Origin of the sequence: Vibrio sp. A11 (assembly GCF_013048705.1) — a bacterium.
GTDB lineage: Bacteria > Pseudomonadota > Gammaproteobacteria > Enterobacterales > Vibrionaceae > Vibrio > Vibrio metschnikovii.
In genome coordinates, this window is sequence record NZ_VHSI01000002.1 from 379,663 (window position 1) to 404,250 (window position 24,588).

18 protein-coding genes and 1 pseudogene are annotated in these 24,588 nt (G+C 45.3%); 7 read left to right on the forward strand and 12 right to left on the reverse strand.

Annotation, left to right across the window (positions count from 1 at the left end; translation table 11 throughout):
* Positions 1 to 24: 24 nt before the first annotated feature.
* The 3 genes from dctP to FKQ60_RS04255 form a co-directional block, all read right to left on the reverse strand.
* Positions 25 to 1,038 carry a C4-dicarboxylate TRAP transporter substrate-binding protein gene (gene dctP, locus FKQ60_RS04245; RefSeq protein ID WP_170906057.1) on the reverse strand — a complete coding sequence of 338 codons (1,014 nt, stop codon included), beginning with the start codon at positions 1,036 to 1,038 and terminating at the stop codon, positions 25 to 27.
* A gap of 323 nt (positions 1,039 to 1,361) precedes the next feature.
* The gene (locus tag FKQ60_RS04250) at positions 1,362 to 2,816 is read right to left on the reverse strand and encodes an AGE family epimerase/isomerase (RefSeq protein WP_170906075.1); all 1,455 of its coding nucleotides are present in this window, start codon (positions 2,814 to 2,816) and stop codon (positions 1,362 to 1,364) included.
* A gap of 269 nt (positions 2,817 to 3,085) precedes the next feature.
* A complete protein-coding gene (locus FKQ60_RS04255) occupies positions 3,086 to 3,799 on the reverse strand; it encodes a transporter substrate-binding domain-containing protein (RefSeq protein ID WP_170906058.1) in 714 nt (237 codons plus the stop codon).
* Between the two features lie 213 nt (positions 3,800 to 4,012).
* Between FKQ60_RS04255 and FKQ60_RS04260 the strand changes: the two genes are divergently transcribed.
* Positions 4,013 to 4,591, forward strand: coding sequence for a class I SAM-dependent methyltransferase (locus tag FKQ60_RS04260; protein ID WP_170906059.1), 579 nt, complete (start codon positions 4,013 to 4,015; stop codon positions 4,589 to 4,591).
* 6 nt (positions 4,592 to 4,597) lie between these two features.
* Positions 4,598 to 7,522, forward strand: coding sequence for a DEAD/DEAH box helicase family protein (locus FKQ60_RS04265; RefSeq protein WP_170906060.1), 2,925 nt, complete (start codon positions 4,598 to 4,600; stop codon positions 7,520 to 7,522).
* 472 nt (positions 7,523 to 7,994) lie between these two features.
* On the opposite strand, the gene FKQ60_RS17460 is transcribed toward FKQ60_RS04265, so the two are convergent.
* Together FKQ60_RS17460 and FKQ60_RS04275 are read right to left on the reverse strand one after the other, a co-directional pair.
* A complete protein-coding gene (locus FKQ60_RS17460; protein WP_249374272.1) occupies positions 7,995 to 8,291 on the reverse strand; it encodes a LysE family transporter in 297 nt (98 codons plus the stop codon).
* Positions 8,292 to 8,459: 168 nt separating this feature from the next.
* Complete coding sequence (locus FKQ60_RS04275) at positions 8,460 to 9,170, reverse strand: type 1 glutamine amidotransferase (protein WP_170906061.1); 711 nt, start codon at positions 9,168 to 9,170, stop codon at positions 8,460 to 8,462.
* A gap of 111 nt (positions 9,171 to 9,281) precedes the next feature.
* Between FKQ60_RS04275 and FKQ60_RS04280 the strand changes: the two genes are divergently transcribed.
* Complete coding sequence (locus FKQ60_RS04280; RefSeq protein WP_170906076.1) at positions 9,282 to 10,052, forward strand: AraC family transcriptional regulator; 771 nt, start codon at positions 9,282 to 9,284, stop codon at positions 10,050 to 10,052.
* A gap of 296 nt (positions 10,053 to 10,348) precedes the next feature.
* Positions 10,349 to 10,795 (forward strand): annotated as a pseudogene (locus FKQ60_RS04285) (peptidase M3); the annotation flags it as partial.
* A gap of 96 nt (positions 10,796 to 10,891) precedes the next feature.
* Here the strand turns inward: FKQ60_RS04285 and FKQ60_RS04290 are convergent.
* Both FKQ60_RS04290 and FKQ60_RS04295 read right to left on the reverse strand, forming a co-directional pair.
* Positions 10,892 to 11,050, reverse strand: coding sequence for a hypothetical protein (locus FKQ60_RS04290; RefSeq protein WP_004395810.1), 159 nt, complete (start codon positions 11,048 to 11,050; stop codon positions 10,892 to 10,894).
* Positions 11,043 to 11,789: a zeta toxin family protein gene (locus FKQ60_RS04295; RefSeq protein WP_170906077.1), complete on the reverse strand. Its 747-nt coding sequence runs from the start codon at positions 11,787 to 11,789 to the stop codon at positions 11,043 to 11,045. Before FKQ60_RS04295 ends, FKQ60_RS04290 begins: the two co-directional genes overlap by 8 nt.
* A gap of 582 nt (positions 11,790 to 12,371) precedes the next feature.
* Between FKQ60_RS04295 and FKQ60_RS04300 the strand changes: the two genes are divergently transcribed.
* Positions 12,372 to 14,219 (forward strand): M3 family metallopeptidase, encoded by a 1,848-nt coding sequence (locus tag FKQ60_RS04300; protein ID WP_170906062.1) that lies wholly within the window; start codon positions 12,372 to 12,374, stop codon positions 14,217 to 14,219.
* A 399-nt stretch (positions 14,220 to 14,618) separates the two neighbouring features.
* Positions 14,619 to 16,292: an alkaline phosphatase D family protein gene (locus tag FKQ60_RS04305; protein WP_170906063.1), complete on the forward strand. Its 1,674-nt coding sequence runs from the start codon at positions 14,619 to 14,621 to the stop codon at positions 16,290 to 16,292.
* 82 nt (positions 16,293 to 16,374) lie between these two features.
* Here the strand turns inward: FKQ60_RS04305 and FKQ60_RS04310 are convergent, their stop codons facing one another.
* Positions 16,375 to 18,057, reverse strand: a complete 1,683-nt coding sequence (locus FKQ60_RS04310) for an SWIM zinc finger family protein (RefSeq protein WP_170906064.1) — start codon at positions 18,055 to 18,057, stop codon at positions 16,375 to 16,377.
* 370 nt (positions 18,058 to 18,427) lie between these two features.
* On the opposite strand from FKQ60_RS04310, the gene FKQ60_RS04315 reads away from it, so the two are divergent.
* The gene (locus FKQ60_RS04315) at positions 18,428 to 19,795 is read left to right on the forward strand and encodes an endonuclease/exonuclease/phosphatase family protein (protein ID WP_170906065.1); all 1,368 of its coding nucleotides are present in this window, start codon (positions 18,428 to 18,430) and stop codon (positions 19,793 to 19,795) included.
* A gap of 188 nt (positions 19,796 to 19,983) precedes the next feature.
* Here the strand turns inward: FKQ60_RS04315 and mgtE (FKQ60_RS04320) are convergent, their stop codons facing one another.
* From mgtE (FKQ60_RS04320) to FKQ60_RS04335, 4 genes are all read right to left on the reverse strand, one after another.
* Positions 19,984 to 21,354, reverse strand: coding sequence for a magnesium transporter (mgtE, locus tag FKQ60_RS04320; protein WP_004395818.1), 1,371 nt, complete (start codon positions 21,352 to 21,354; stop codon positions 19,984 to 19,986).
* 283 nt (positions 21,355 to 21,637) lie between these two features.
* Entirely contained in the window at positions 21,638 to 22,345 is a 708-nt protein-coding gene (locus FKQ60_RS04325) for an MgtC/SapB family protein (protein WP_004395819.1), read from the reverse strand.
* 19 nt (positions 22,346 to 22,364) lie between these two features.
* Positions 22,365 to 23,735, reverse strand: a complete 1,371-nt coding sequence (mgtE, locus tag FKQ60_RS04330) for a magnesium transporter (protein ID WP_170906066.1) — start codon at positions 23,733 to 23,735, stop codon at positions 22,365 to 22,367.
* 12 nt (positions 23,736 to 23,747) lie between these two features.
* Entirely contained in the window at positions 23,748 to 24,254 is a 507-nt protein-coding gene (locus tag FKQ60_RS04335) for a hypothetical protein (protein ID WP_072668742.1), read from the reverse strand.
* Positions 24,255 to 24,588 lie beyond the last annotated feature (334 nt).

Sequence of the window (24,588 nt, forward strand, 5' to 3'; positions counted from 1 at the left end):
TTGGGCTATAACGTCGATCACTGCTTATTGTTGAGCGCGGATCTTCTCTAACTCAGCTTCAATCCGTGAGTAAATATCTGGGCTCCACGCTGGGAACTGGCTATAAACAGGCTGAGTCAGTTTGTTAAAGGCTTCACTGTTGACCTCATTAATGGTCACGCCGAGTTGTTGCAGTTTTTCAGCGTATTCGGCATCCAAACGCACCAGTCCAGTATTGTTAGATAAAGCGCCCTTCTCGAACTCTTCCATCACAATCGCTTGCTGCTCTGGGCTAAAACGCTCCCACACTTTAGGTGAAATGTAGACCCCTACCGTACCAAGGAAATGCTTGGTTAAAGATAGGTTTTTCGTCACTTCATACATTTTATTTGAGTACATGGTCAAAATAGTCCCTTCTAGACCATCAACCACACCTTGTTGCACCCCTGCATAAGTTTCAGGGAAAGGCAGCGCCGCAGGCGCTCCGCCCATTGCTGATAACGTACTGATGAATAACTGACTACCCGGTACGCGAATGCGCATGCCACGCATATCCTCTGGCTCAACGATTTCACGGTTGGTCATCATGTGTCTAAAACCAAAGATATAATCGGTATTCAGGACTTTAACGCCTTTATCAAGCATCTGCTGCTTAAGATCGCTCACCAAATCGGTTTGCATCATCGCCAAATACTCATCATAAGTTTGATACAGCATTGGCCCAGCTAGCGCGGTAAAATCAGGCACGTAATCGCCTAGATAGGTTAAATCTTCAACCGCAATCCAGTTTGCACCATTGACCACCTGCTCAAGGTTATCTTTATAAACCGGTAACTGACCGCTCGGGAACACCTGAATGTTCACCCCGCCATCGGTCTTTTCACGAATAGAATCGGTGACTTTAATCAACTCTTGAGTGAGCAGTTCACTGGGTGCAAACACCAAACTGAGGTTGATGTTAATTGGGCTAGGAGCAGCTTGGTCGGCGGCTTCTTTATCACCACAACCGGTTAGCAAAAGCGCAGAAGAGATCAACGCGGCAGAGAGCAACTTTTTCATTATATTTGTCCTTCAATTACTTTATCTAAGGTGATTAACATGGCGAACCAACGCCAGCATTAAGCAACCGAGAAGTATCCATAAGGTGGATAAATCAGCTTATCCAAATAGTCGCCGTGATTATCCTACAAGGATTAAACAGCCCAAATAGTTTGTTTATTATTTGTGACATATTTATTAAAAATGAGCATTTGAATACAAAAAATCAATCATAGGTAACTTTTTAACACTCGATATCACGATGAGTGCTAAAAAAGAAAACAATTAACCACTTTCGCGCCGCGATTTACGCTCGAACAACAAAATCTATTTTGGCCGAAACATTAAGGATGAATATCAACAAATTGCACCTCTAGACGCGGTAAACCCTCTACGGACGTAAAGCGGTGTTGCTGAACGTGCCCTTGGAAATAATAAGGCGCAAGTCGGCTCTGCTCTGTCGGTTCAAAAGCAAAGTACAACGTTGCTGGTTGCTGATTGAGCTGCTGGGCGGTCAAATATCCCACCAAGGCATGCTCAAACTGATGGTAACCATTGCCCCAATGAAACGCCTTAGTTGATTTCGGGTTAAGGCCCACTCCGCCGTACTGCTCATCCACCCAGACCTGCATAAACGCGGGCGCTGTGTACGCCAAGACAGACTCCAACTGGCCTTCGAGTAGCGATAGCGTCATCGCCGCTTGATCGAGCTCTGCCCATTCCCATGAAGAAATGCCATAACTCATCGGCCTGTTACGCCAACTCGCCACCGGCTTACCTTGCCACTGTTTTGCTAACGAATCGGGTAAGCGCGGAGCGATATCCGTCCAATTCGGCTGATATTGCGCTTGGCGAATGGTCGTTCTCATCCCCTGCTTTGCTAAGCTTTGCCACTGCGAGTTTTGCAATACGCTACCGGTGAGATACGTCATCCAATAGGCTTTAATCGTATGGCCAAAATCATTATGTTTAGCGCTTTGTGTCATCACTGCTGGATGATGTATTGCGCCATAAAAGCGCTGCTCAGGTTGATGATGATAGTGAGTTAACATCACCTCAGTTAGCCAAGCGAGATCCCCAAGCCACTGGCTACGATATGGCTCAGGTAACAAGGGAGCCACCAGCAATAAATACCCATTGATTTGATCAAGCTGGGCAACCAATTCGCGCTGCTGAGCGCTTTCGCCATCGCCCTCTTTTAACACCCACGCCAATCCTTGATCATCGGCTAATCGATAATGGTCAAAAATAAACTGTTGCTGTTTAATCAACACCGCTTCCAATTGCGGATCACGAGTCAAATAATAGAGCATCGCCAGCCCCACCAAGGCATAGGCTTGGTCTTGCGAGGTGCGCTGTTGCCACTCAAGCCCCGGCTGACCGTTTTCGGTAAAACTGATAAAACCGCCGTTGTGCTTATCTTGCAAATGGTCAATTAAATAGTGCGCTCCAGCGTTGGCGAGCGCTAACGCCTGAGTATCACCGGTTAAGTGGTACAGCACCGCATAAGCGTAAGTTTGGCGCGACTTCATCCGCGTATAGTCACGGCCAAAGTGTGGCGTTATCCACCCTTTATTGAGCTCTTGGCAAACGTGGTTAACATTCAGCAATTGACCGTTATCACAACGAAAGGTAGGAAAGTTACCCAGCGGCTGACCGTGAGCGGTCTCCATCATCCAATATGGCGCTAAGCCTTGCTGCGCATGGTTTAACCATGCTTTACCATCAGGAAATTGGGCTAGGTTATCGGTTTGTGCCTGCGCTAAGGCACTGCATAACCCCAAACTGAGTAACCACATAGTAGGTTTTAGATTGTGTTTCATTTTGCTCTCGAGTTCGTCTTGTTCATGATCCGCACTATACAAGAGAGCAAACGCGCATTTCGTTGAAAGGGTCACAGTTAACATGCAACTGATTGAGAAGTAAGGATTAGGAGATAAGTCTGAATTGAAAAGGCTAAATAGCCAATGTACAAATTTAAATAGGCAGTTCTCATTCAAAGCAGAACTGCCTAATACGACTATCACAAACGGTTATTAATGGTCATCGGTTACCAGCAAATTAAAACCTACTGACCAAGGATCTCAGCCAAACGGCCATTGCTCTCTAATTGTTTTAAGCCATCATTAAATGCGGCAATAATCTCTGCCGCTTTTGGATGTTTACGAGACACAATTAAATGGTAAGGCACGAATTTAATACTTTTATCAAAATAAGCCACTTGGCTAAAACCAACACTGGCCGCCAACCCCGAGCCAACTAACCGCTCTTCCATTACACCATCCAAACGGCCTGCTTGCAGCTTACGAAAGTTGTTTTCAGGTTGGCTAATGCGCTCAATGGTGTAACCCGCATCTTCACGGACAAAACCATAATCATAAGCCACCACGCCACCGAGGGTTTTACCTAACAAATCTTGCTCACTCTCCCAGCGCAGCGGTTTATCAGGGTGATAAAAAACCACCGTACTCAAGGTAATTACCGGCTCGCTATAGTGAAAGCGCGCAGCACGATCTTGATTAAAACTGTACAAAAACGTCCCATCCAGTTCAGCATTCTCAGCAGCATTAAGCCCCCTAGCCCAAGGAAGGTATTGGTAGTTCACCTGCCAGCCGGATAGAGCAAACGCTTCGCTCACCACCTGAGCCGCCGGCCCGCCACTCGCTAAGCCTTGCCCTTGATAAGGCTCCCACTCACCACTGGCAAGGGTAATGGTATTCGCCAAAGTCACACTCGCCCAAAACACCAATGAAGCCAATATCGATTGCAGTATTAATTTCATCATAAACTCCAAACTCACACTATCGAATGATAGTGTAAATCTAGTTCAGCTTGGTCTATTTACAAGCTTGTGATCCATGAGCCTAACATTGCTGATGCCGTACAAGAGCAGCAAAGAGATGTGCGATTTCGCAGATAGGGTCACACTTAACATGCAACTCATTGAGTGAGAAAGCGTAGACAGTTACAATCCGTTGGCAAATCAGGAGTGCTTATGTCTATCGACTTTTATAACCAACATGCCGCGCAGTTCTTTTCATCGACCGTAGACATCGATGCGTCGAGCTTACTTAAACCATTTTTAGATTACCTACCAGATGGTGGGTACATCCTTGATGCCGGATGTGGTTCAGGTCGTGATAGTAAGCATTTGATTGAGCTTGGTTATCAAGTGCAGGCTTTTGATGCCAGTCCAGCGCTCGCTGGGTTAGCACAAACGCTGATTAAACAACCTGTCACCGTTGCCACCTTTCTTGAATTTCAAACTGACCTACACTTTGACGGAATTTGGGCTTGCGCATCGCTACTGCATGTTCCGCGCCCATTGCTCACCCAGACGTTTGCGCACCTCGCTGCAATGCTCAAAAGCGGAGGCGCTTTTTACTGCTCATTCAAATACGGACAAGATGAAGTCATTCGTGATGGCAGAAGTTTTACCAATTGTGATGAGTCATTACTCTGCGAACTATTAACTGATGTGCCTCTAAGCATCGAAAAGCTATGGATTACTCAAGATCTGCGAGCCGGCAGAGAAACTGAACAATGGCTTAATGCCATTTTATTAAAGGCATAATCAACCATGCCTAACGCAACATCTGGTCAACTCTATTCTGGGCATCGACTCTCTTCGGGTGGGATAAACGATCCGCTCCTACCGAGGTTAATTCAAGCCATCAACCATGCCAGCGAAATCGAAATCTCGGTCTCCTTTATTCAACCTTCCGGTTTAGCATTGCTGTTTGATCCTCTGTTCGATGCTATGCAAAGCGGCGCGAGGATAAAACTCCTCACCTCCGATTACTTAGCCATCACCCACCCCGTTGCCCTGCGCCGCCTGATGCTATTGGTTGAGCGAGGCGCAACCTGTCGCATCTTCCAATGTGGCAATGATAGCTTTCATATGAAGTCGTACATTTTTGTTCGCCAGCAACAAGGGGAAATCGTCGAAGGCTGCGCATGGATAGGCTCGAACAATATTAGCCGCACCGCTTTGTTAAGTAGCCACGAGTGGGCTCTACGCCACGATTTTGAGTTACCCAAAGATTCCCCAGCCGCACTTGAATTTACTCATATACGTCAACAGTTCAATGCTATTTTTGAACACAATCAGAGTCTGCCATTAAGCCATTCATGGATTGATGAGTACCTCTGCCGTTATCAACAAACACAGCAGCAACGTACCATTGCTCAGTTGGTCACAGAGGATGAACAAGAAACCATCGACGTTCCAACACCAAATTCAATCCAAATTGAAGCCTTAGCCGCACTGGATGCCACTCGACAACAAGGCTATTCAAGAGGTTTAGTGGTACTGGCAACTGGCATGGGAAAAACTTGGTTATCGGCCTTTGATGTGATGCAAATGCAAGCGAAAAACGTGTTATTTGTCGCTCATCGAGAAGAGATTCTCCTGCAAGCAGAAAGAACCTTTAGCCAGTTGATCCCCAATGCCAAAACTGGCCTCTACAACGGTTCGATACAAGATGATCAAGCAACGCTATTATTTGCCTCTGTCGCCACCTTAGGTAAGCAAAATCACCTACAACGTTTTGCCGTTGATCACTTTGATTACATAGTAGTGGATGAGTTTCATCATGCCGCAGCAAAAAGCTATCGTCAGTTATTGGCCTATTTTCAGCCTAAATTTCTCCTCGGTTTAACAGCGACACCAGAGCGCTCTGATCAAGCTGACATTCTCTCTTTATGTGATGATAACTTAGTCTTCGAACGCAATTTAGTGCATGGCATTGATGATGATATTCTCGCACCGTTTGATTATCACGGTATCTACGATCAAGCGGTAAATTATCAAGAGATTCCGTGGCGTAACGGTAAGTTTGATCCTAATACGCTTGATAATAAACTGGCTACATCGCGACGCGCTGAACATGTCTATCGTGAATGGCAAGCCAAAAAACAAACGCGAACCTTAGCGTTTTGTGTCTCAAAAAAACACGCGGATTTTATGGCGCAGTATTTTACCAGCAAAGGCATTCATGCCGTTGCGGTGTACAGTGATTCAGTCGTAAGGCGTAATCAAGCGCTGCAATGGCTAGACCAAGGTAAAATTGAGATTATTTTCTCGGTCGACCTGTTTAATGAAGGCACAGATCTCCCCTCGATTGATACGATTTTAATGGCTCGACCAACCGAATCAAAAATTCTCTTTCTACAGCAATTAGGTCGCGGGCTACGCCTTTCTCCCAGCACCAATAAACGCAAACTTGTCGTGCTGGATTTTATTGGTAATCACGATTCATTTTTAAACCGCCCAGCAACCTTGTTTAATGTTAAAACCCTAAAAGAAGTGATAGGGAGATTGCAAACTAACGCGCCACTAGCCAAAGGTTGTCATGTTAATTTTGATATTGAGCTGATCAATTTTTGGCAAAACTTAGCCAAACAGCTACGCAATAATGTCCAAGATGATTATCAACAATTAGCGCATCAATTGGCTCATCGCCCGACCGCCAGTGAATTTTTCCATCATGGCTACCCGATGAAGAAAGTTCGCCAGCAAGCGATAAGCTGGTTTCATCTGGTTGCCAGCCAGGAAAATGACCCACGAATCAGCGAGCTCGTCAGTCATTATGGTGATTTTCTTCTCCATGGCATTGAAAACACAGCGATGAGTAAATCCTTTAAAGCGATCTTACTCGAAGCCTTACTGGAACTTGATGGGCTGCGCCATCCACCGACACTCAGCGCGTTAGCCGAGCGAAGCCATCATGTGTTGTCACGTCGCCCCCAGTTAATGGCGCAAGAGCTCACCGCCAGAGCCAAGCAGTTTAAAGCCAGCGATCGTGGCTGGTTAAAATATTGGCTAGATAATCCCATCAAAGCTTTTACCAAGCCCAATAATAAAACGGCTCCTTGGTTTGCAATTAATGATCAAAAGTTTGTCGCTACCTTCGCGGTAAAAGATCAGCATATCGAGTTATTACACGATGCCATGCAAGAGTTGGTTGATTTACGTTTGGCTGAATATGCCCAGCGACCTAAGCAACAACAGCCATCCAATCAGCCAGACATTGAACACTCACCTTCAGCTCAAGTGCTCGAATTTGCCAAACAAAGCGATCCGCAAGGGACGATGCTGCCGTTTTACCCTGAACTTAAAATTGCTTGCGGCCATTTTAAACGCGGCTCTCATGAAGCGGTTCAATACCACTGTGTTGCCGATGGCTATGGCAAGTTAGACCCTACTCGCCATTTTGTTGCCCCCGCGGCGGGAAACTCTATGAATGGCGGCAAAAATCCAATTCAAGACGGGGAGCTGTTATTACTTGAATGGGTGACACCAAGTAGCGCGGGTTCCATTTCTAACTTAACAATGGCAATCGAAACCCAAGATGAAACCGGAGATAACCACTATTTGCTGCGGGTAATACGCAAAACCGCACCAAATCAATACCAGCTACAAGCGCAAAACCCAAGTTATCCAGATATGCCAGCAACCGATACAATGAAGACCTTTGCACGGTTGAAGGCGGTGTTGAAGTGATGGCTAAGCACATCATTAATCGGTGAAGGGTTTTATAATTATTTAATAAAATTAAACAACCAAACGGTGTAATTATGGCTCAAATCACAATTAATACTGTTGTACCAGTTTCGTTTTAATCACGACACAATCGCTTGGTGATCACACGCGATGCATTACCCTAGTAACAAACTTTTGGACAAAAATTTGCCAGTGACTTTGCTAAATTAGTATTTTATGCATTACTTAAAGTATAGCAAAGTGCTCATCAGTGACATTTGTTAGCGACTGATGATTAATGTCAACCCTAACCCTCCCATCACTGAGCCAGACAAATAATCAATAAATTTTTTAAATTTTAAGTACGCTTGACGAGGGCGTTAAGCAGATAAAACTAAAGCAACGATAAGATACCATCCTGCATTACTCAAAAATGTGCAGATTGGCATCGCAATATAGAAATACTTAGGCAAATACGATGGCTGTTTTGGGATTACTGAGTTTGGTTCCTAAACCTACGAAATAAGGCAATGTCTTGGCATAGAGTGGCATCTATAGTCTGTAACGGAATTCGAGCTGATCTCATAATTCCAAATGCCAAAAACAAGAGGTAGCATCCGCCTGCAATTTTAAAGATTAAGTAGCTTACTGGCATCAGGCTAAAAACCGTTTTTAATCCGAGTAAGGCGGCAACCGATAGAACTAAAGCTCCCGTCCCCACACCTAATGCAGTAAAAATCCCATGCCGTCTAGAAAGTGAAATTGCTCGTCTGGCAACAAAATAAAGCAGGGACCCGGACTCTCATAACCCCGAGAATAAGCGCTCCAGTAATTGTCAATATTGGCATGTATATTTGAAAATCAATGTCCATGTGTTTCCTCACTAACTATCTATCAAAAACCAGAAAACCGACTCAATGAGCCGGTGATAAAATCAAAAACAACCAGAAACTTAACTTTATGCTTGATAAGATTTCGCTAGTTTATCCAAAAATTCGTGTAGCTTTTGGTTCATATCATCATAGTCATGATTCAGTAGTACTTCAGGCTCATCAACGAAACGATAGTTTGCTGCCTCGCTGAGAACATCATTTTCGATGAGCAAAGCTACAACTTCTTTAGTCAATTCCATATGACACTGAAAACCAAACACCAAATCGCTATAAGCAACGATTTGTCGAGGACAACCTTCACTGTACGCAATGATTTTTGCATCTGGAGTCAGTCCCGGCATGTCGTTGTGCCAATGGCCTACTTCCAGAACGGGGCCAAAATGGTCAAACAGTGGATGGGTAACGCCGTCTTTGGTTAACGTGATAGGGAACTTACCAATTTCACGTTCAGGGCTATGCTCATAGTGAGCACCTAATGCTTCACCAATGAGTTGAGATCCCAAACAAATACCAAGTACGACTTTTCCTGCATCAATCGCTTTTGTAATTATAGCCTGCTCACCTTTGGCATCGAAGTGAGCACATTGCTCGATAGTAGTCACAGGATCTTGTGGCCCCCCCATGACAATCAGAAAATCGATATCATCTACTTTTTCCGGAAGAGAGTCACCGTCATAAACCCTAGAATAAGTCTTGGTGTAACCGCGAGCTTTAGCCCAAGACTCATAAGATCCCGGAGCTTCAAACTTTTCATGGATGATAAAGTGAATACGCATCTTTTAGTTTTTACCTTTTTGTTTCTTCTAACGATTGACCTATGATGTTATACCAAATCCAAGTGGCGTAATTTATAATAACTGACAATTAATATGGATAAGCCGCCAATTATGCAAGCTAACGACTTAATCAGAGATTTTCCGGATAAACAATTTATAACTAAAAAAACCACCATGACCTCTGGTTATATTGATGATTTCCATTCACATCCATGGCACCAAATAATTTTTCCACGTCAAGGGTTGTTACAATCAGATATTAGCGATAAAAGTGGAATAGTCCCTCACAATGGTATGCTTTTTATCCCCGCCAATACCATTCATAAATCTGTTGCAATTACAGACACGCAATTTTTAGCGATTTACATCAACCCTAACAAGCATGTTCCGTATGGAAGTGAACCTAAATCCTGTCAGGTAAGCGCCTTCCTCAAAGAGTTGATACAGCTTTTATTTGAAAGTGATACGCTCTCACAGTCGGAATCCAATTTGGCACATTTGTTAACGGTATTACGAGATCAAATCAAGGCAGCAAAAAGTTATGACATACCACTTCTAATCCCTACGGACAAACGCCTTTTATCTATTTTTCTACAGCTTAAACAGCAACCTGACTTAGCGTTTACGTTAAAAGAATGGGCAAAAAAAGTCGGAGCATCTGAGCGAACATTATCCAGATTATGTGCGAAAGAGTTCTCTCAATCATTTGCTATGTGGCGACAAAATATAAGATTGGTTTTATCTCTGCCATTATTAAGTTCAAAAATGAGCATACAGGAAATTGCTATGGAATTGGGATACGCATCTGATTCATCTTATGTGCAGGCTTTTAAAAAGCTGTTCAATCAGACACCAAGAAAATACCGCACTACAAACCTATAAACGAGTACAGACTCTCTAATACACGGATTACACCGCATTTGTGATTATTTTGAGTAAGGCAAACACACGTAAATAAACAATGTTCAGCTTGAGCTTGAGCTTGAGCTTGAGCTTGAGCTTGAGCTTGAGCTTGAAATAATAAAGGGGCAAAAGCGTGTTTCCCACCCCATCCCCCTGTAAAAACCAAGTACATTTACCTTTACGCGGAGGCCATCAACCATAGCTGGGTTTGCATCGCTCGTTTGTGCTGAGCGTGAGATAATCTTCGATTAACTCAACCATTTTTAAGGATAAAAATGACGGCTACCACCTACCTTAACCAACTCAACCAAGATTACTTGGCCATGCACCGCCGCAAAGAAGATTACTTTTGGCAAACCTACATGGGCATTAGCGACGACCAAGCGGGGGCAACCAAAGCCCAAACCGAGTGGACTCACTTTCTCTCACAAGGGTCAAGAATAGAAGAGCTCCGCCAACAGATCGCCGCGGCAGAAAACATCAGCGATAGCCAGCAGCGCGAGCAAACCCTGCAAGGGCTGAATGGCTGGTTAGCCATGTTCCAAGCCCATGCGATAGAATCTCGCCAAGCTCAGCAACTGAAAACCGAACTGATCGAGTTCGAAGCCGACCTATTCACCAAAAAGCAGCAACATGTGCTGACTTACACTAATGAACACGGTGAGGCGATTAAAGCCAGTTTACCCGAGCTCAGTTCAACCATTCGTGCCAATAACTTTGAGTCAGATGGTCATTCAGAAGGACTATGTACGGGAATGGTTGGGTCATGAAGTTTTAGACAAGCCAATCATAGTTCATGACTGGCAAGCAGAATAGAATTAGCCCTGAACAGTATGAGCTTTTTGGATAGTTTTGTTCTGAGACTCTGTCGCTGCGACAATGACGCGCTTATAAACCTTGTTTTTATCACCAGCAGATGTATTACGAACAAATCTGGCAAGTGGTGAAGTAGCATTATTGGCTTTAGAATCAATCATCACGCTTCTCCTGGTGCCTACTAGCACCTACGATTTCTCTTACAACTTCCAAAGTATACGCTGGATCCAAATACTGTTGCAAACTGATTATATCACTGTGATGGCTGTGGGTAGTTCCATCGTTATCTTTAAGAAGCAAATCAACCTGAATTTGACAGCCATATTTCTCTTTAAGTTGTTCGATAACCTGCTGAGAACCAAAGAACTGTTCAACAAAATGTTCTGGTAAGATCCTTCTTCCTTCGACCTTCTCTCTTGCCTTTACAAAGTTCCATGCCAGCTCCGGTCGTTGATAAACAAAGACCACTAATACCATCCTACCTTTTTTTAGCGAGCGGCCTATGTTTTTATCCGCGACATGAAAGCTAGCCAACGTCCCATCCAGAAGAAAGCTCTGGTTATTCTTAAAAATCATATCCATGGCACGTTCGACAAGTGTAATCACCGCAGATTGGAATAAGTATGAATTGTTCCCATTGTAATCTTCAAACTCCTCCCTTAAATCATCAGGGTCAAGGCGCAAAACATGCCCACCATCCTCAGTTAAAACTGCAACCAACTCCTTAGAAGACTCAGTTTTCCCTGCACCTGGAGATCCGCTCATAAACACAGAAACTGGCTCCAACTCTGGAGCGTAGAGACTGGTGTCGGTAAGCCTGCGACAAATTCTAGTACGATTTTTCTTTGCAAAATCCAAGGCCTTTTTCTTAATAGCCAACTCGCTGGGTGAAAGTTCCAATTCATCTTCTCCAGTGGAAAGAAATCGCCTGCTCCCCAAAGAGGCACCAGCAATTTTCACGTTGTATCGTTTATTCAGCTTTTAGCTAATCAATTTCTTCAAAAACGGATTATACCAATCACATCTCTAGATATCCGTATCTTAGGAAATTTTGAGTGCATCTTCGCTCTCAACACCAAGATAGCGAATGGTGTTATCAAGTTTCACATGCCCTAAAAGTAGCTGTACCGCCCTGATATTTTTTGTTCTCGCCTATTAGTCCTTCGCATGAAGTAGATACCATACTGCGCAGCGTTAAGTCCAAGCGTCGTTGCCCATTTTTTTATGCTGTGGACGTAATAGGAGTAGCTCTTTGGCGCCCCAATTTTTTGGACTAGGAAAGATAAAGTCCTAGTGAGAAAGTTGACTAATAAATAACCTCTGGCTGAGTGCGTGTTGAGTTTGCTCTCACCCCATCCCCCTGTAAAAACCAAGTACATTTACCTTTACGCGGTGACCATAAACCATAGCTGGGTTTGCATCGCTCGTTTGTGCTGGGCGTGAGATAATCTTCGATTAACTCAACCATTTTTAAGGATAAAAATGACGGCTACCACCTACCTTAACCAACTCAACCAAGATTACTTGGCCATTCACCGCCGCAAAGAAGATTACTTTTGGCAAACCTACATGGGCATTAGCGATGACCAAGCGGGGGCAACCAAAGCCCAAACCGAGTGGACTCACTTTCTCTCACAAGGGTCAAGAATAGAAGAAATCCGCCAACAGATCGCCGCGGCAGAAAACATCAGCGATAACGAGCAACGAGAGCAAACCCTGCAAGGGCTGAATGGCTGGTTAGCCATGTTCCAAGCCCATGCGATAGAATCTCGCCAAGCTCAGCAACTGAAAAACGAGCTGATCGAGTTCGAAGCTGATCTATTCACCAAAAAGCAGCAACATGTGCTGACTTACACAAACGAACACGGTGAGGCGATTGAAGCCAGTTTACCGGTGCTCAGTTCAACCATTCGTGCCAATAACCTTGAGTCCGTGCGTCAATCAGCTCATCAATCGCTGCTAGAACTAGAGCAATGGTTGCTTGAACAAGGCTTTTTGCCATTAGTACAAAAGCGTAACGCCTTTGCTCGCGCCATGGGTTATGCCAATTACTTTGACTATTCGGTGCAAAAGACCGAAAAAATGAGCAGCGAAGCCCTGTTTACCATTTTGGATGATTTCGAGCAGCGTACCCGTCAACGCCATCAAGAGAGCTTAAGCACACTCGTTGCCGAGCAAGGGGAAGAATGCCTCAAAGGGCATAATTTTGTTTTCTCGTTTGCTGGCGATGTGATGCGTGATCTCGACCCTTATGTGCCGTTTTCACAATCCTTACGCCGCTGGGTAGAATCGTTTGGCCGCTTACATATCAACTATTCAGAGGCTGAGCTGACTTTAGATTTGCTGGATCGCAAAGGAAAATACCCCAATGGTTTTTGTCATGGCCCGATCCCTGCTTTTTACCATCAAGGACAATGGGTTGCGGCTAAAGTCAACTTTACCTCCAATGCCAAACCTGACCAAATCGGCAGTGGCTATGATGGTATCAATACCCTGTTTCATGAAGGTGGCCATGCGGCGCATTTTGCAAATGTGAAACTCAATGCCCCTTGCTTCTCACAAGAGTTTGCGCCGACCTCCATGGCCTACGCTGAAACTCAATCGATGTTTTGTGATAGCCTACTCAACGACGCCGATTGGCTAAAACGCTATGCCTTGGATAACAAGGGCAACCCGGTTCCTGATAGTGTCATTCAAGCGATGGTGAATAACCGTCAGCCATTCAAAGCGTATCAAGAACGAAGCATTCTGCTGGTGCCTTATTTTGAACGCGCCCTGTATCAATTGAGCGATGAGCAGTTAACGGCTGAACAGGTGACGGCTTTAGCCCGTGAAACCGAGCAGCGTATTCTTGGCCTTGAGTCGAGCCCTCGTCCGCTGCTGGCGATTCCGCACCTATTATCGGATGAGTCGGCCTGCGCTTACCAAGGTTATTTATTGGCTCATATGGCGGTGTATCAAACGCGGGCTTACTTTATGGAAAAGTTTGGCTATCTGACGGATAACCCACAGATTGGCCCATTGCTCGCCAAGCATTATTGGCATAAGGGGAATCAAGTCTCACATTCGAAATCGATTCAAAGCCTCACTGGTGAAGGCTTTAATGCTAAATATCTGGCCGATGTCTGTAACCTTTCTGCCGAGCAAGCTTGGCAACAAGAGCTGCAAAAAATCGCGGCGATGCAGAGCCGTCAACCGAGCAGCCCTGCGCCACTGAATGCGAAAATCACCATCGTCGATGGGGAGCAAGTGATCGCCTCTAATGCGGTGTCTGATGACGAGATGTGCCAGCAGTTTGAAGATTACATTATGCAGACTTACGGCTGTTAACGGCTCTATCCCCTGACGACTTGAGCAGCGGTGATCTTTATTGCCAGCAACCTCAAGTGGTTTGGGGATAGAAAACCCACGGCTTAAACCTGCTTCGGATAATGCTTTTTCAATAAGCTGTGCATATTGCGCTTACGTTTGTAGGTTTCCGCCAGTGATGTTATCGCGAGATAAACATAGCTCGATACTGCACGCCACTCATTATCTCCCCCTTTTTTTAGCGCTCTGTATTAACTCATTGAACTGTAATTATTATTTTATATTGATGACATATTAACTTCATTTTTGGATGCCAACCTCCTGCTCTGGTTTGACCAGTTTTGGATTTTTTATTGCACAAAACCCATCCCCAAACAGCGTGGTGTTAGGGATAAAGAGGATAAAAATAAGGAAGTTATTATGTCTATGTCTCGCAGAGGCTTTATAAAGGCGGTTTCCGCTAGCATGGTCGCTAGCAGTTTGATCGCGTGTCAATCTGATGATACACAGCTCAAACCAGTTACCTTTGAGCATGGTGTAGCCAGTGGAGATCCGTTACAAGATGCCGTTATCATCTGGACTCGGGTAACCACTGAAAGTCGTTACGCAGAAGTGACTTGGCAACTGTCTGAACATGAGGATTTTGCTCACTTAGTGGCTTCTGGCAAACAGCAAACTGACAGCGAAAAAGACTTTACAGTCAAAGTTGATGTCATAGGATTAGCCGCAGGAAAAAACTATTTTTATCGCTTTATATGTCAGGGAATAAACAGCCAAGTGGGGCGAACCAAAACGTTGGCACAAGGCGAGTTAGCCAAAGCATCGTTGGCGGTGGTTTCTTGCTCTAATTACCCGACAGGGTACTTCAACGTTTATCGAGAAATCGTTCTCCAGCATCAGAAAAAGCCGTTTGATGCGGTACTGCATTTAGGCGATTACATTTACGAATACGGCTCCGGTGGTTATGCCACCGAAAATGCGGCGTCCCTTGGACGTGAACCGAGCCGTGGTACTGAGTGTGTCAGCCTGCAAGATTATCGAGCACGTTATGCACAATATCGCCAAGATAGCGATCTACAAGCCTTGCATGCTTCGATGCCGATGATTGCAGTATGGGATGATCATGAAATTGCTAATGACACTTGGCTTAATGGCGCTGAAAATCATCAACCAGAACAAGGCAGTTTTGAATTGCGACGCGCCGCAGCCGCTGCTGCATGGGTAGAATGGCTCCCTGTCCGTGAAAACCCTGAATCGAATGTAATTATCTATCGTCACTTCTCTTTTGGCGATCTTTTGGATCTCTACATGCTCGATACTCGTGTCGTCGCCCGTGATGAACCATTGGATTATTTTTCGTTGTCCTCTCCCTCAATGGAAGGCATCGCGGGATTGGTTGCTCAGTCTCGTCAACCCGGTCGAAACCTATTAGGTCAGCATCAAAAACAGTGGCTAAAAAACCAAATGGCTAACGCTTCTGGTAAATGGTCAATCATGGGCCAACAAGTATTGATGAGTCGAATGGAGCTACCAAGCACAGTAATGCAAGCGCTGTTTGGTTTGTTTATGGCTGATGACGAGAATAAAGCCCTAGCCCTAAATCATGTCAACCAAGCTATCCAAACGTACCTTGCCAATCCTAACTCAGATCCGCATCTTATCCCCTACAACCTTGATGCTTGGGATGGCTATTATCAAGAGAGAGAATGGCTTTATCATTTAGCGCAACAAGAAGGCAAACGGTTTATTAGCTTAGCAGGTGACAGTCATAATGCGTGGTGTAGCCAACTGTTTGATGCGCAGGGCAAAGCGATAGGTATCGAATTTGCGACATCATCGGTCAGTTCGCCCGGTTTAGAAGAGTACCTAGGCGTTGATGGCTCGACTATTATGCAAATGGAGCATGTTCTGCCACTGTTGGTCAGAGAGCTGCAATGGACAGATTTGAAGCAACGCGGTTTTCTACGCTTAGATGTCACCAAAGAGAAAGCTGAAGCTACTTGGACTTTTATTTCCAATATCATGACCAAGGATTACCAAGTAAAACAAAAAACCATCGCTACTGAAGATGGTAAAGGGATTAGCATCCGTTGAGTCTCTATCCCCTGACGACTTGAGCAGCGGTGATCTTTATTGCCAGTAACCTCAAGTGGTTTGGGGATAGAAAACCTATAGCTTAAACCTGCTTCGGATAATGCTTTTTCAATAAACTGTGCATATTGCGCTTACGTTTGTAGGTTTCCGCCAGTGATGTTATCGCGAGATAAAAATCAGCGAGTGCGGCTGGGTGTTTAGCCAATAAGCGCTCGACGCGTTGTAAATGATGAATTGCCTCTTGATAACCTTGGTTACTGGTGCGGTCAATACACACGTGAGCAACACGAAGGTAGTAGTCCAAAGTATGTTTGGGTTTATCCGTTACGATTTCATCGGCCAGTGTTAGCAATACATGGCTATCGGTTGACCGAGTAGCGACCCAATCACACGCTTTTTTCCACGCTTGTTGCTCAATATAAAACTCAACTAAGGCGCTATTGTGGTGGCTAACAAACCCGCGAGCATCGGCAGGTTGGTAGTTATTGATCAATGTCTGTTCGATACGAGTTAAAAACTCTTTATCCTCAATCTGGTGTGTCACTTTAAAAGCGCTCAACTCTTGGTAGCCTTGAAAAGTCGGAGCGTCAGTAAACAATCGATTAGCCAAACTCCACGCCTTAGCAACCTCGCACAAGCTAATATAGAGGTTGACTTGCAGTTGCTCGCATTGTTGCATCTCAATATGGTTAGCTTGTTTTTTCGCTTTGGCTAACCAAAATTCGGCTTGAAGTGGCTCCTGATGCTCAAGATAGAGTTGCACGATTTCCAGAAAATCGTCGCAGCGCCACGCGATTTTTTGCTTAATAGCGATACGCTCATGCCAATCACTGGCGGTGCTTAGCAGTGGCCTAGCCCATGTTTTCAGGTTCCATGCGTTATCACGATTAAGTGGAGTTTTCTCAATCGCGGTTTTGCACACTTCAATAAATGTCTGATTGCTGCGCCAAACGGGCTCGAAGTGAGTGTCAATCGTTGGGTAAACATCAAACTCATAGTCGGTCATGCGCTCAAACATCCACTGCGCTTTTTCCGCTTCACTCCAATTCAACTGATTGAGGATTAACGGCATCTGAACATTGATCAGCGCTTCAACCCCAAACCGCTCTCCGTTCGAATCATCAATTTGCTCTAACACGAGATTTAAACGGGTCACGATGTAGTGAATTAATTTCCACTGCTGATCCGCTTTCAGTGCTTTCGCGGCTTCACAGATCAGTTCGAGTTGCTCTTCTGCGTAAGAGAAGTAGTCGCCAACTTCACGCCAATTCCAAATCTGTTCACGGGGTAACGCTTGGGTCACCATTTTTTTCAAATCGTTATAACTGACGCTCTGCTCAGTGAGCTGCATTTTTGCTATTAGCGTTTTCCAAGCGGATTCATCTTGTTCGAGGTAATCGAGTAGCTTCTCTAAGATCGCCTCTTCCCCTAATGTTTTTAGGTGATTGCGGATCCGATCGCGTTCATCATCTTGATCGATTGGCGAATCGCTCAGTAAGCAATACGAAACGGCAGCACCATGTTTACACATCTCTTGGTATTCAGCGGCTGGGCAAGTGCAGTAGCTTGATAATGTTTGACCACCATTGAGTTGCACACGGTAAAGCTGAGAGCCTTTTACTTCGGCATTGGCGGTATGACCATTAACGGTCAATTTACACACCGCTCCACTTTTCGCGAGCTGCATGCCTTTTTGTAATGAGCTCGGTTCGCACAGGGCAAACAGAGCAGTAAAATCAAAGAAAGAAGAGGAGTTATTAGGCATAAGCAGATCCGTTTTCGCTATCGTCGGCCTTGTCTGATCAAGACGTTGCTAGAGGTTTCACGCACTTTGCCTGTTTTGGATTGGAGCTTCAAGTCAAACATCGTGATAATGAACAAAACGGTGGATCAACTCGCTACACCTTTGAATACAATGATCTGCCCTAAGTAGTACACCACCCAAAAATCGGAATCAGTCACACAAAAATACACAAACAAGAAGCTTCTTACATCTTGGGCGTGATTTTTATCACTTACAACAGGTAAGCATATCCTTACCATTCAGATAACGAATCAATGTGTCTTATCTGTCTGTATTGTTTAAATCGGTTTTGTTTTGATTTTGAATAGACAGTTACTCTATGGTGTGAATAATGAAAAAAATGCGACTTACTCCGACCGCTTTGCTGCTCAGTAGCGCACTGCTCTTGGGCTGTAATCAGGATATCGATACCATGGCAACACCTGAAAAAACGCTTAAAATTGCTACCTATAATCTCTCTTTTGACCGTAACACCTTTGCAGAACTGGTGACTGAAATGCAGGTAGAACCTGCGCAGCAGCAAGCTTTGGTTGAAGCTTACTTAGCGGGCAAGATTGAACAAAAAGACAAAACATTAGCGCAAAATGTTATCCAGATCCGCAATGTCGCGGCGGTTATTCAACATAATCGCCCTGATGTATTGATGATGGCGGAATTTAATAATGATGGTACTGGTGAAGATACTTCGGCGTTGATCGGCTTTCAAAACAATTATTTATCTGTCGCACAAAGCCGACAAGGCGCAGGAGGCGAGCCAGATCTAGAACCGATTGATTATCCGTTTGCTAAAGCCTACGCCACCAATACTGGGCTATTGAGTGAATTTGATTTAGATAATAATGGCCAAAAGGGTCAGTTACCGGGCGATTCTTGGGGATTTGGTTTTTATCACGGCCAATACGCGTTTGCTTTACTGTCTAAGTACCCAATTGATGCGAGCCAAACACGCACCTTCCAGCACTTTAAATGGAAAGATATGGCTGGAGCAGAAAACCCCAAGATCACCATCTGTGATGGCTCACAAAAAATTCCTCAAGGCATGGTGTGTGGTGATGCTTGGTATAGCGATGCAGAATGGCAACAGGTACGTTTATCGTCTAAAAACCATGTGGATGCGCCGATTGTGATTCCAACTGTCGATGGGGATCAAGTGATCCATTTACTGATGTCTCACCCGACGCCCCCAGTCTTTGACCCTGGTAAAAATCAGCAACAAAACGCTGCAGAAGTGCAGTTTTGGCACCATTACATACAAAATCAGCCCTATTTTTACGATGATGCTGGTAAGACTGGCGGATTAGCCAACAATGAAAGGTTTGTCATCATGGGCGATTTAAATCTCGACCCGGTCGCCGGTGATGGGTTAAGTGAAATAATGCAAGCACTGCATGCTGATCCGCTACTTAATCAAAAGGTGACTCAAGGGACGCTTTACCCAAGTAGCCTTGGTGCCGCTGAATTTGCTGCGCAGCGATCATCAACTCATCCTCATCCACAGCGAATCACGTCCACTTTTGGCTTAGGCGTTGATTATGCTCTGCCTTCGGCTAACTTAACCGTTATTGATTCAGGTGTTTATTGGCCAGCGTCTGATCAGGTGGGCTATCGTTTAATGAATGACTCGCGTTTGGGCCGTTATGGGGACGGTAAAGATGTCTCTTCCGACCATCGCCTAATATGGGTTGAAGTGAAGTTATAGGGTATCCCAAGTTGTTGGGGGATCAGAAAAGAGGCTCTATACCCAAACAACTTGGAGTTGCAGGTAGGCGGCAAGTGAGTGAGCCCCCATGAGCATAGATAGACTATGTGATTGGGGCGAACGAACGTAGCCAACACCCCTGCAGCTTCAAGTCGGAAGGGTATATTTAGAGCCTCAATCAAGCAAGTTTAACCAACCGCAGGAAAATCTAAGATGCTGGTGGCGACGGAGAAATAGATAATAACTCCGACCGCATCGGCAATAGTGGTAACCAGTGGCGCACTGGCCGATGCCGGATCAAACTTAAGTTTACTGAGAATAAATGGCAGTGACATCCCCACCAGCGATCCAACTACGACCACAATTTGCATGGTTAACGCTACCACTAAGGCAATTTCTGGACCGCCGCGCCATAAGCCAAGCAGCGATACCGCAATCGCCATAGTGACACCCAGTAAACCGGCGATAAACAGTTCTTTAGCCAGCATTTTCGCCCAGTCTTTACCAATCACTTCACCGGTTGCAATAGCTCGAACCATCAGCGTTGCCGATTGCGCCCCGGCGTTACCACTACTACCAATCAATAAGGGTAAGAAAAAGACCAGCGCAACGTAGGCTTGAATCGTATCTTCAAAATAGGCGATCCCCGCTCCGGAAAAGAGATTACCGAACACCAGCAAAACTAACCAAAACACGCGCTTACGGTACATCAATCCAACGGAAGCATCTTTTAGGTTACCGGAGAAATCGACCGCGGCAGATTTATGAATCGAACGATCTGCTTCTTCTTCTGCAACGTCCATCGCATCATCATAAGTCACAATACCGACCATGCGATTTTGTTGATCCAATACCGGAAGAGCGAGTAAGTCATATTTACTGATCGCTTGCGCGGCCACATTTTGCGCTTCATCCACCCGTACAAAGATCAGCACTTGAGTCATGATTTTGCCAACCGTTAGACTTGGCTCAGAAATCATCAAATCACGCAGGGAAACGGTACCTTGCAGATGCATTTGCTCATCAACAACGTAAGCTTGGTAAATAGTTTCTCGCTCACTGGCGATTTTCCGTAGTTGGTTGATGGCTTCTTCAACGGTTTGATGGGCATCGAGCGTCGCAAAATCCGAGGTCATTAATGCCCCGACGCTCTCTTCTGGATAAGAGACTAAGCGCTGAATATCGCGCCGGTCTTCCGCATCCATTTGTTGTAAAACTTGATGCTGAAACTCTGGTTCTAATTGAGTAAGTAAATCAGCGCGTTCATCATGGGGCATGAGCTCCGTCATTTGTGCGAGCTCTTGCGCATTAAGCTCTTCGGCGAGCTTTTCTTGCCAGCGCAAGGAAAAATACCCAAATAGAGCGGCTTGTTTTTCTAGAGAAATCAGCAGTAACAATTGCCCCGCTTCTTTAGCGGTTAAACGTTGATTATCCAACAATTCGGTGAGGGCTTCTGCGCAGTCAGCCAGTGGGTGCTCTTCAACAAAGCGTTCCATAGCTTCGGCATTTTGACTGATGTGCAGCGCCATGAGGTCTTGAGTCATGATATTGATTGACATCTAAATACTCTTTTCATTGTCATGTGAGCATGAATCAACGTCATTATTGTTTTATCTTATGACATGCTCTTTGCTCTTAGCGACTAAAGATACTGAGAGATAAAATAATAATAAGATGAATAGCATGCAAATGGCTGATTTTAGCACAGTTATAAGACAACCAGAGCGAAGAAAAAGAAAATCAGGCTATTCTGACTACGTGCTAAGAAAATAGACGTCGACAAAATAGCCTGATGAAGGTTGTAAATGATAAGGTCGCTTCACTTATCCAGACGATAGCGAGTTAAGCTTCCACAACTTGCCAGCTAGCCAGTGAAACGGTCGGCTCTAAACTTAATCGACCAATCACCCGTTCGATGTGTGAATCGGTCCGTTGTGTTGCCATCACCGAAGAGATGACACGTACCTGAGTCTGTTTATCTTGGATTAAGGTTTCACTTTCTAGCTTTTGTAATTGCAAAGCCCCCGAAGAGACACCTTGCAATAATAAAGCTCGAACATGCGCTTCATCACTCTCTAAACAAACCACCTCTAAACGGTATTGCCACCAGCATTCCGCTTGTTGGACGGACTCGACAGGGCGATGGTTGATGATCCTCACTAACGGGCGTAATAGGGTATTGGTGGCCAAAATAACGATCGTCACCGCAACCGCACCTGACCACTGATTGGCGCCAATCATCACTCCTATCGCGGCAGAGCACCACAAAGTAGCCGCGGTATTTAAGCCGCGAATATTGGCCCCTTCTTTCATTATTACCCCAGCACCGAGAAAGCCGATGCCTGAGACTACCTGCGCTGCCACGCGTGTTGGACTGGCATCGCCATCGACCATCATCGACATCAGAGTAAAGCTCGCCGCACCAAGGGACACTAAAGCGTTGGTCCTCAAACCTGCCATGCGTTGATGCCATTGACGCTCAAGCCCCACCATGGCTCCCAAGCCTGCGGCTAACATGAGCGGCAGGATAAAATCAAAAATGTCCCACATGGCGAGCTCCTATGCCCATTTATACCGTGGGCGGAAAATCCAGAATCATCGTCGCCACCGAGAAATAAATGATGACTCCCACCGCATCGGCAATCGTAGTGATCAATGGCGCACTAGCGGAAGCAGGATCAAACTTCAGTTTGCTAAGAACAAACGGCAGTGACATACCAACGACGGAGCCAACAATCACCACAATTTGCATGGTAATTGCCACGACTAAAGCAATCTCTGGTCCACCGCGCCATAAACCAAGCATCGATACCGCGACAGCCATAGTTACGCCGAGTAGCCCTGCTATCATCACTTCTCTACCGAGCATTTTTGCCCAATCTTTACCGATCACTTCTCCGGTAGCCAGTGCCCGAACCATCAAGGTGGCAGACTGAGACCCCGCGTTACCGCCACTGTCGATCAACAGCGGTAAAAAGAAGACCAAGGCGACGTAGGCTTGAATGGTATCTTCAAAATGGGCGATCCCTGCGCCAGAAAAAAGGTTACCGAACACCAGCAAGACCAACCAAAAGACCCGTTTACGGTACATTAATCCCACTGAGGCTTCTTTTAAGTTACCCGTGAAATCGACCGCTGCCGATTTGTGCATGTGGCGATCAGCTTCTTCTTCTGCCACATCCATCGCATCATCATAAGTCACAATGCCCACTAAGCAATTTTGTCCATCGACTACGGGTAACGCGAGCAAATCATATTTACTGATCGCTTGTGCTGCGACGTTTTGATCTTCATCGACTCGGACAAAAATCAACACTCGGGTCATGATCTTACCCACAGTTGAGCTGGGCTCTGAAATCACCAAATCGCGTAGTGACACCGTACCTTGTAAACGCTGCTGATCATCGACCACATAAGCCTGATAGATAGTTTCGGTTTGCTTAGCAATGCTGCGCAATTTTTGCATCGCTTGCTCGACCGTATAATCGGCAGCGAGTACAGCAAAATCAGAGGTCATCACCGCACCGACACTCTCCTCTGGATAAGCAACCAGCCTTTGAATGTCGGAACGCTCTTCGCTATCCATTTGCTCTAATACTTGCTGCTGAAGCTCGGGCTCCAACTGAGTCAATAAATCGGCTCGTTCATCGTGTGGCATCAGCTCAGCTAATTGAGTAAGAAGCTGAGCATCCATTTGCTCAGCCAACTTTTCTTGCCACGTTAAACTAAAATAACCAAACAGAGCCACTTGCTTTTCTAATGGCAGTAAGGCGAGCAGTTGGCATACCTCTTGTTCCGTTAATTGTTGCTCAGTTAATAACTGCGCAAAAGCTTCAGCACAGTCCGCCAAAGGATGTTGGTCGATAAAACGTAGCATCGCGGCTTGATTATGACTGATGTGCAGTGCCAACAGCTCTTGAGTCATGATAGAAACAGACATCGTGCTCTTCCCTTAGTGCTTCCAAAAACGCACAAAGCGCTTCCAGCCAGATGACGTTTTAGCCACACCTTGATCATTAAGTTCAAGTTGGTGACGAATGATCGCGCGGGCAGCGTTTAATTCCAATACTCCCACAACACGGTGGCGGCTATCCAAAATTGGCAGCACGGGCCATTGGCTTTTTCTCAGTTGTAATGCGGCTGGATAAGCTTCGCTTAAGGCAAAAGTATAATGATTAGCCCCTTGTACCAGCGCTGTGACAGGCTGAGTTTTATCAGCACATAATAAACGGCTAATAGACACCAAACCTTGGTACTCAGCGCGATCATTAATCAACGCAATAACATGAACGGAAGAAGAAAACAGCGGGCTCGCTTTGAGCATGGTGATCACTTCTTGCACCTGTAATTGGTCACTAACACAGAAAAAATCACGCTTAGCGTGGCTTAATACTGCGCGTTGCACTGGGGTACGGGCTTTTTTTACATCAGCGATGTAATGCGTACGAAAAACTGTCATCTTTGTCTCTCCTGAGTTGGGCTCAGGACAAAGAAACCTGGTGATCGCAACCACAAATTTTGCCTAAACGAAAAACGCTTAGCGCAACAATGGGTTTGCGAAGCACGACGTGTCGGCTCACAACATGTGAGCATCAGTCATAGGTTACGCACGGGCAAACGTTGCCTTACTGCGCAAAGTATTAACGTATGGAATTAACGATGGAAGGAAAGAGTTCGCTTTGCCAAGGGTAGTTACCGCCTGACAACAGCTAAAGAGAATTTAGCGACAGGCTAGCAAGAAACCGTTGGTGTTTTCGAACCATCGAAAAGACCATACTGTGATATTCGACTAC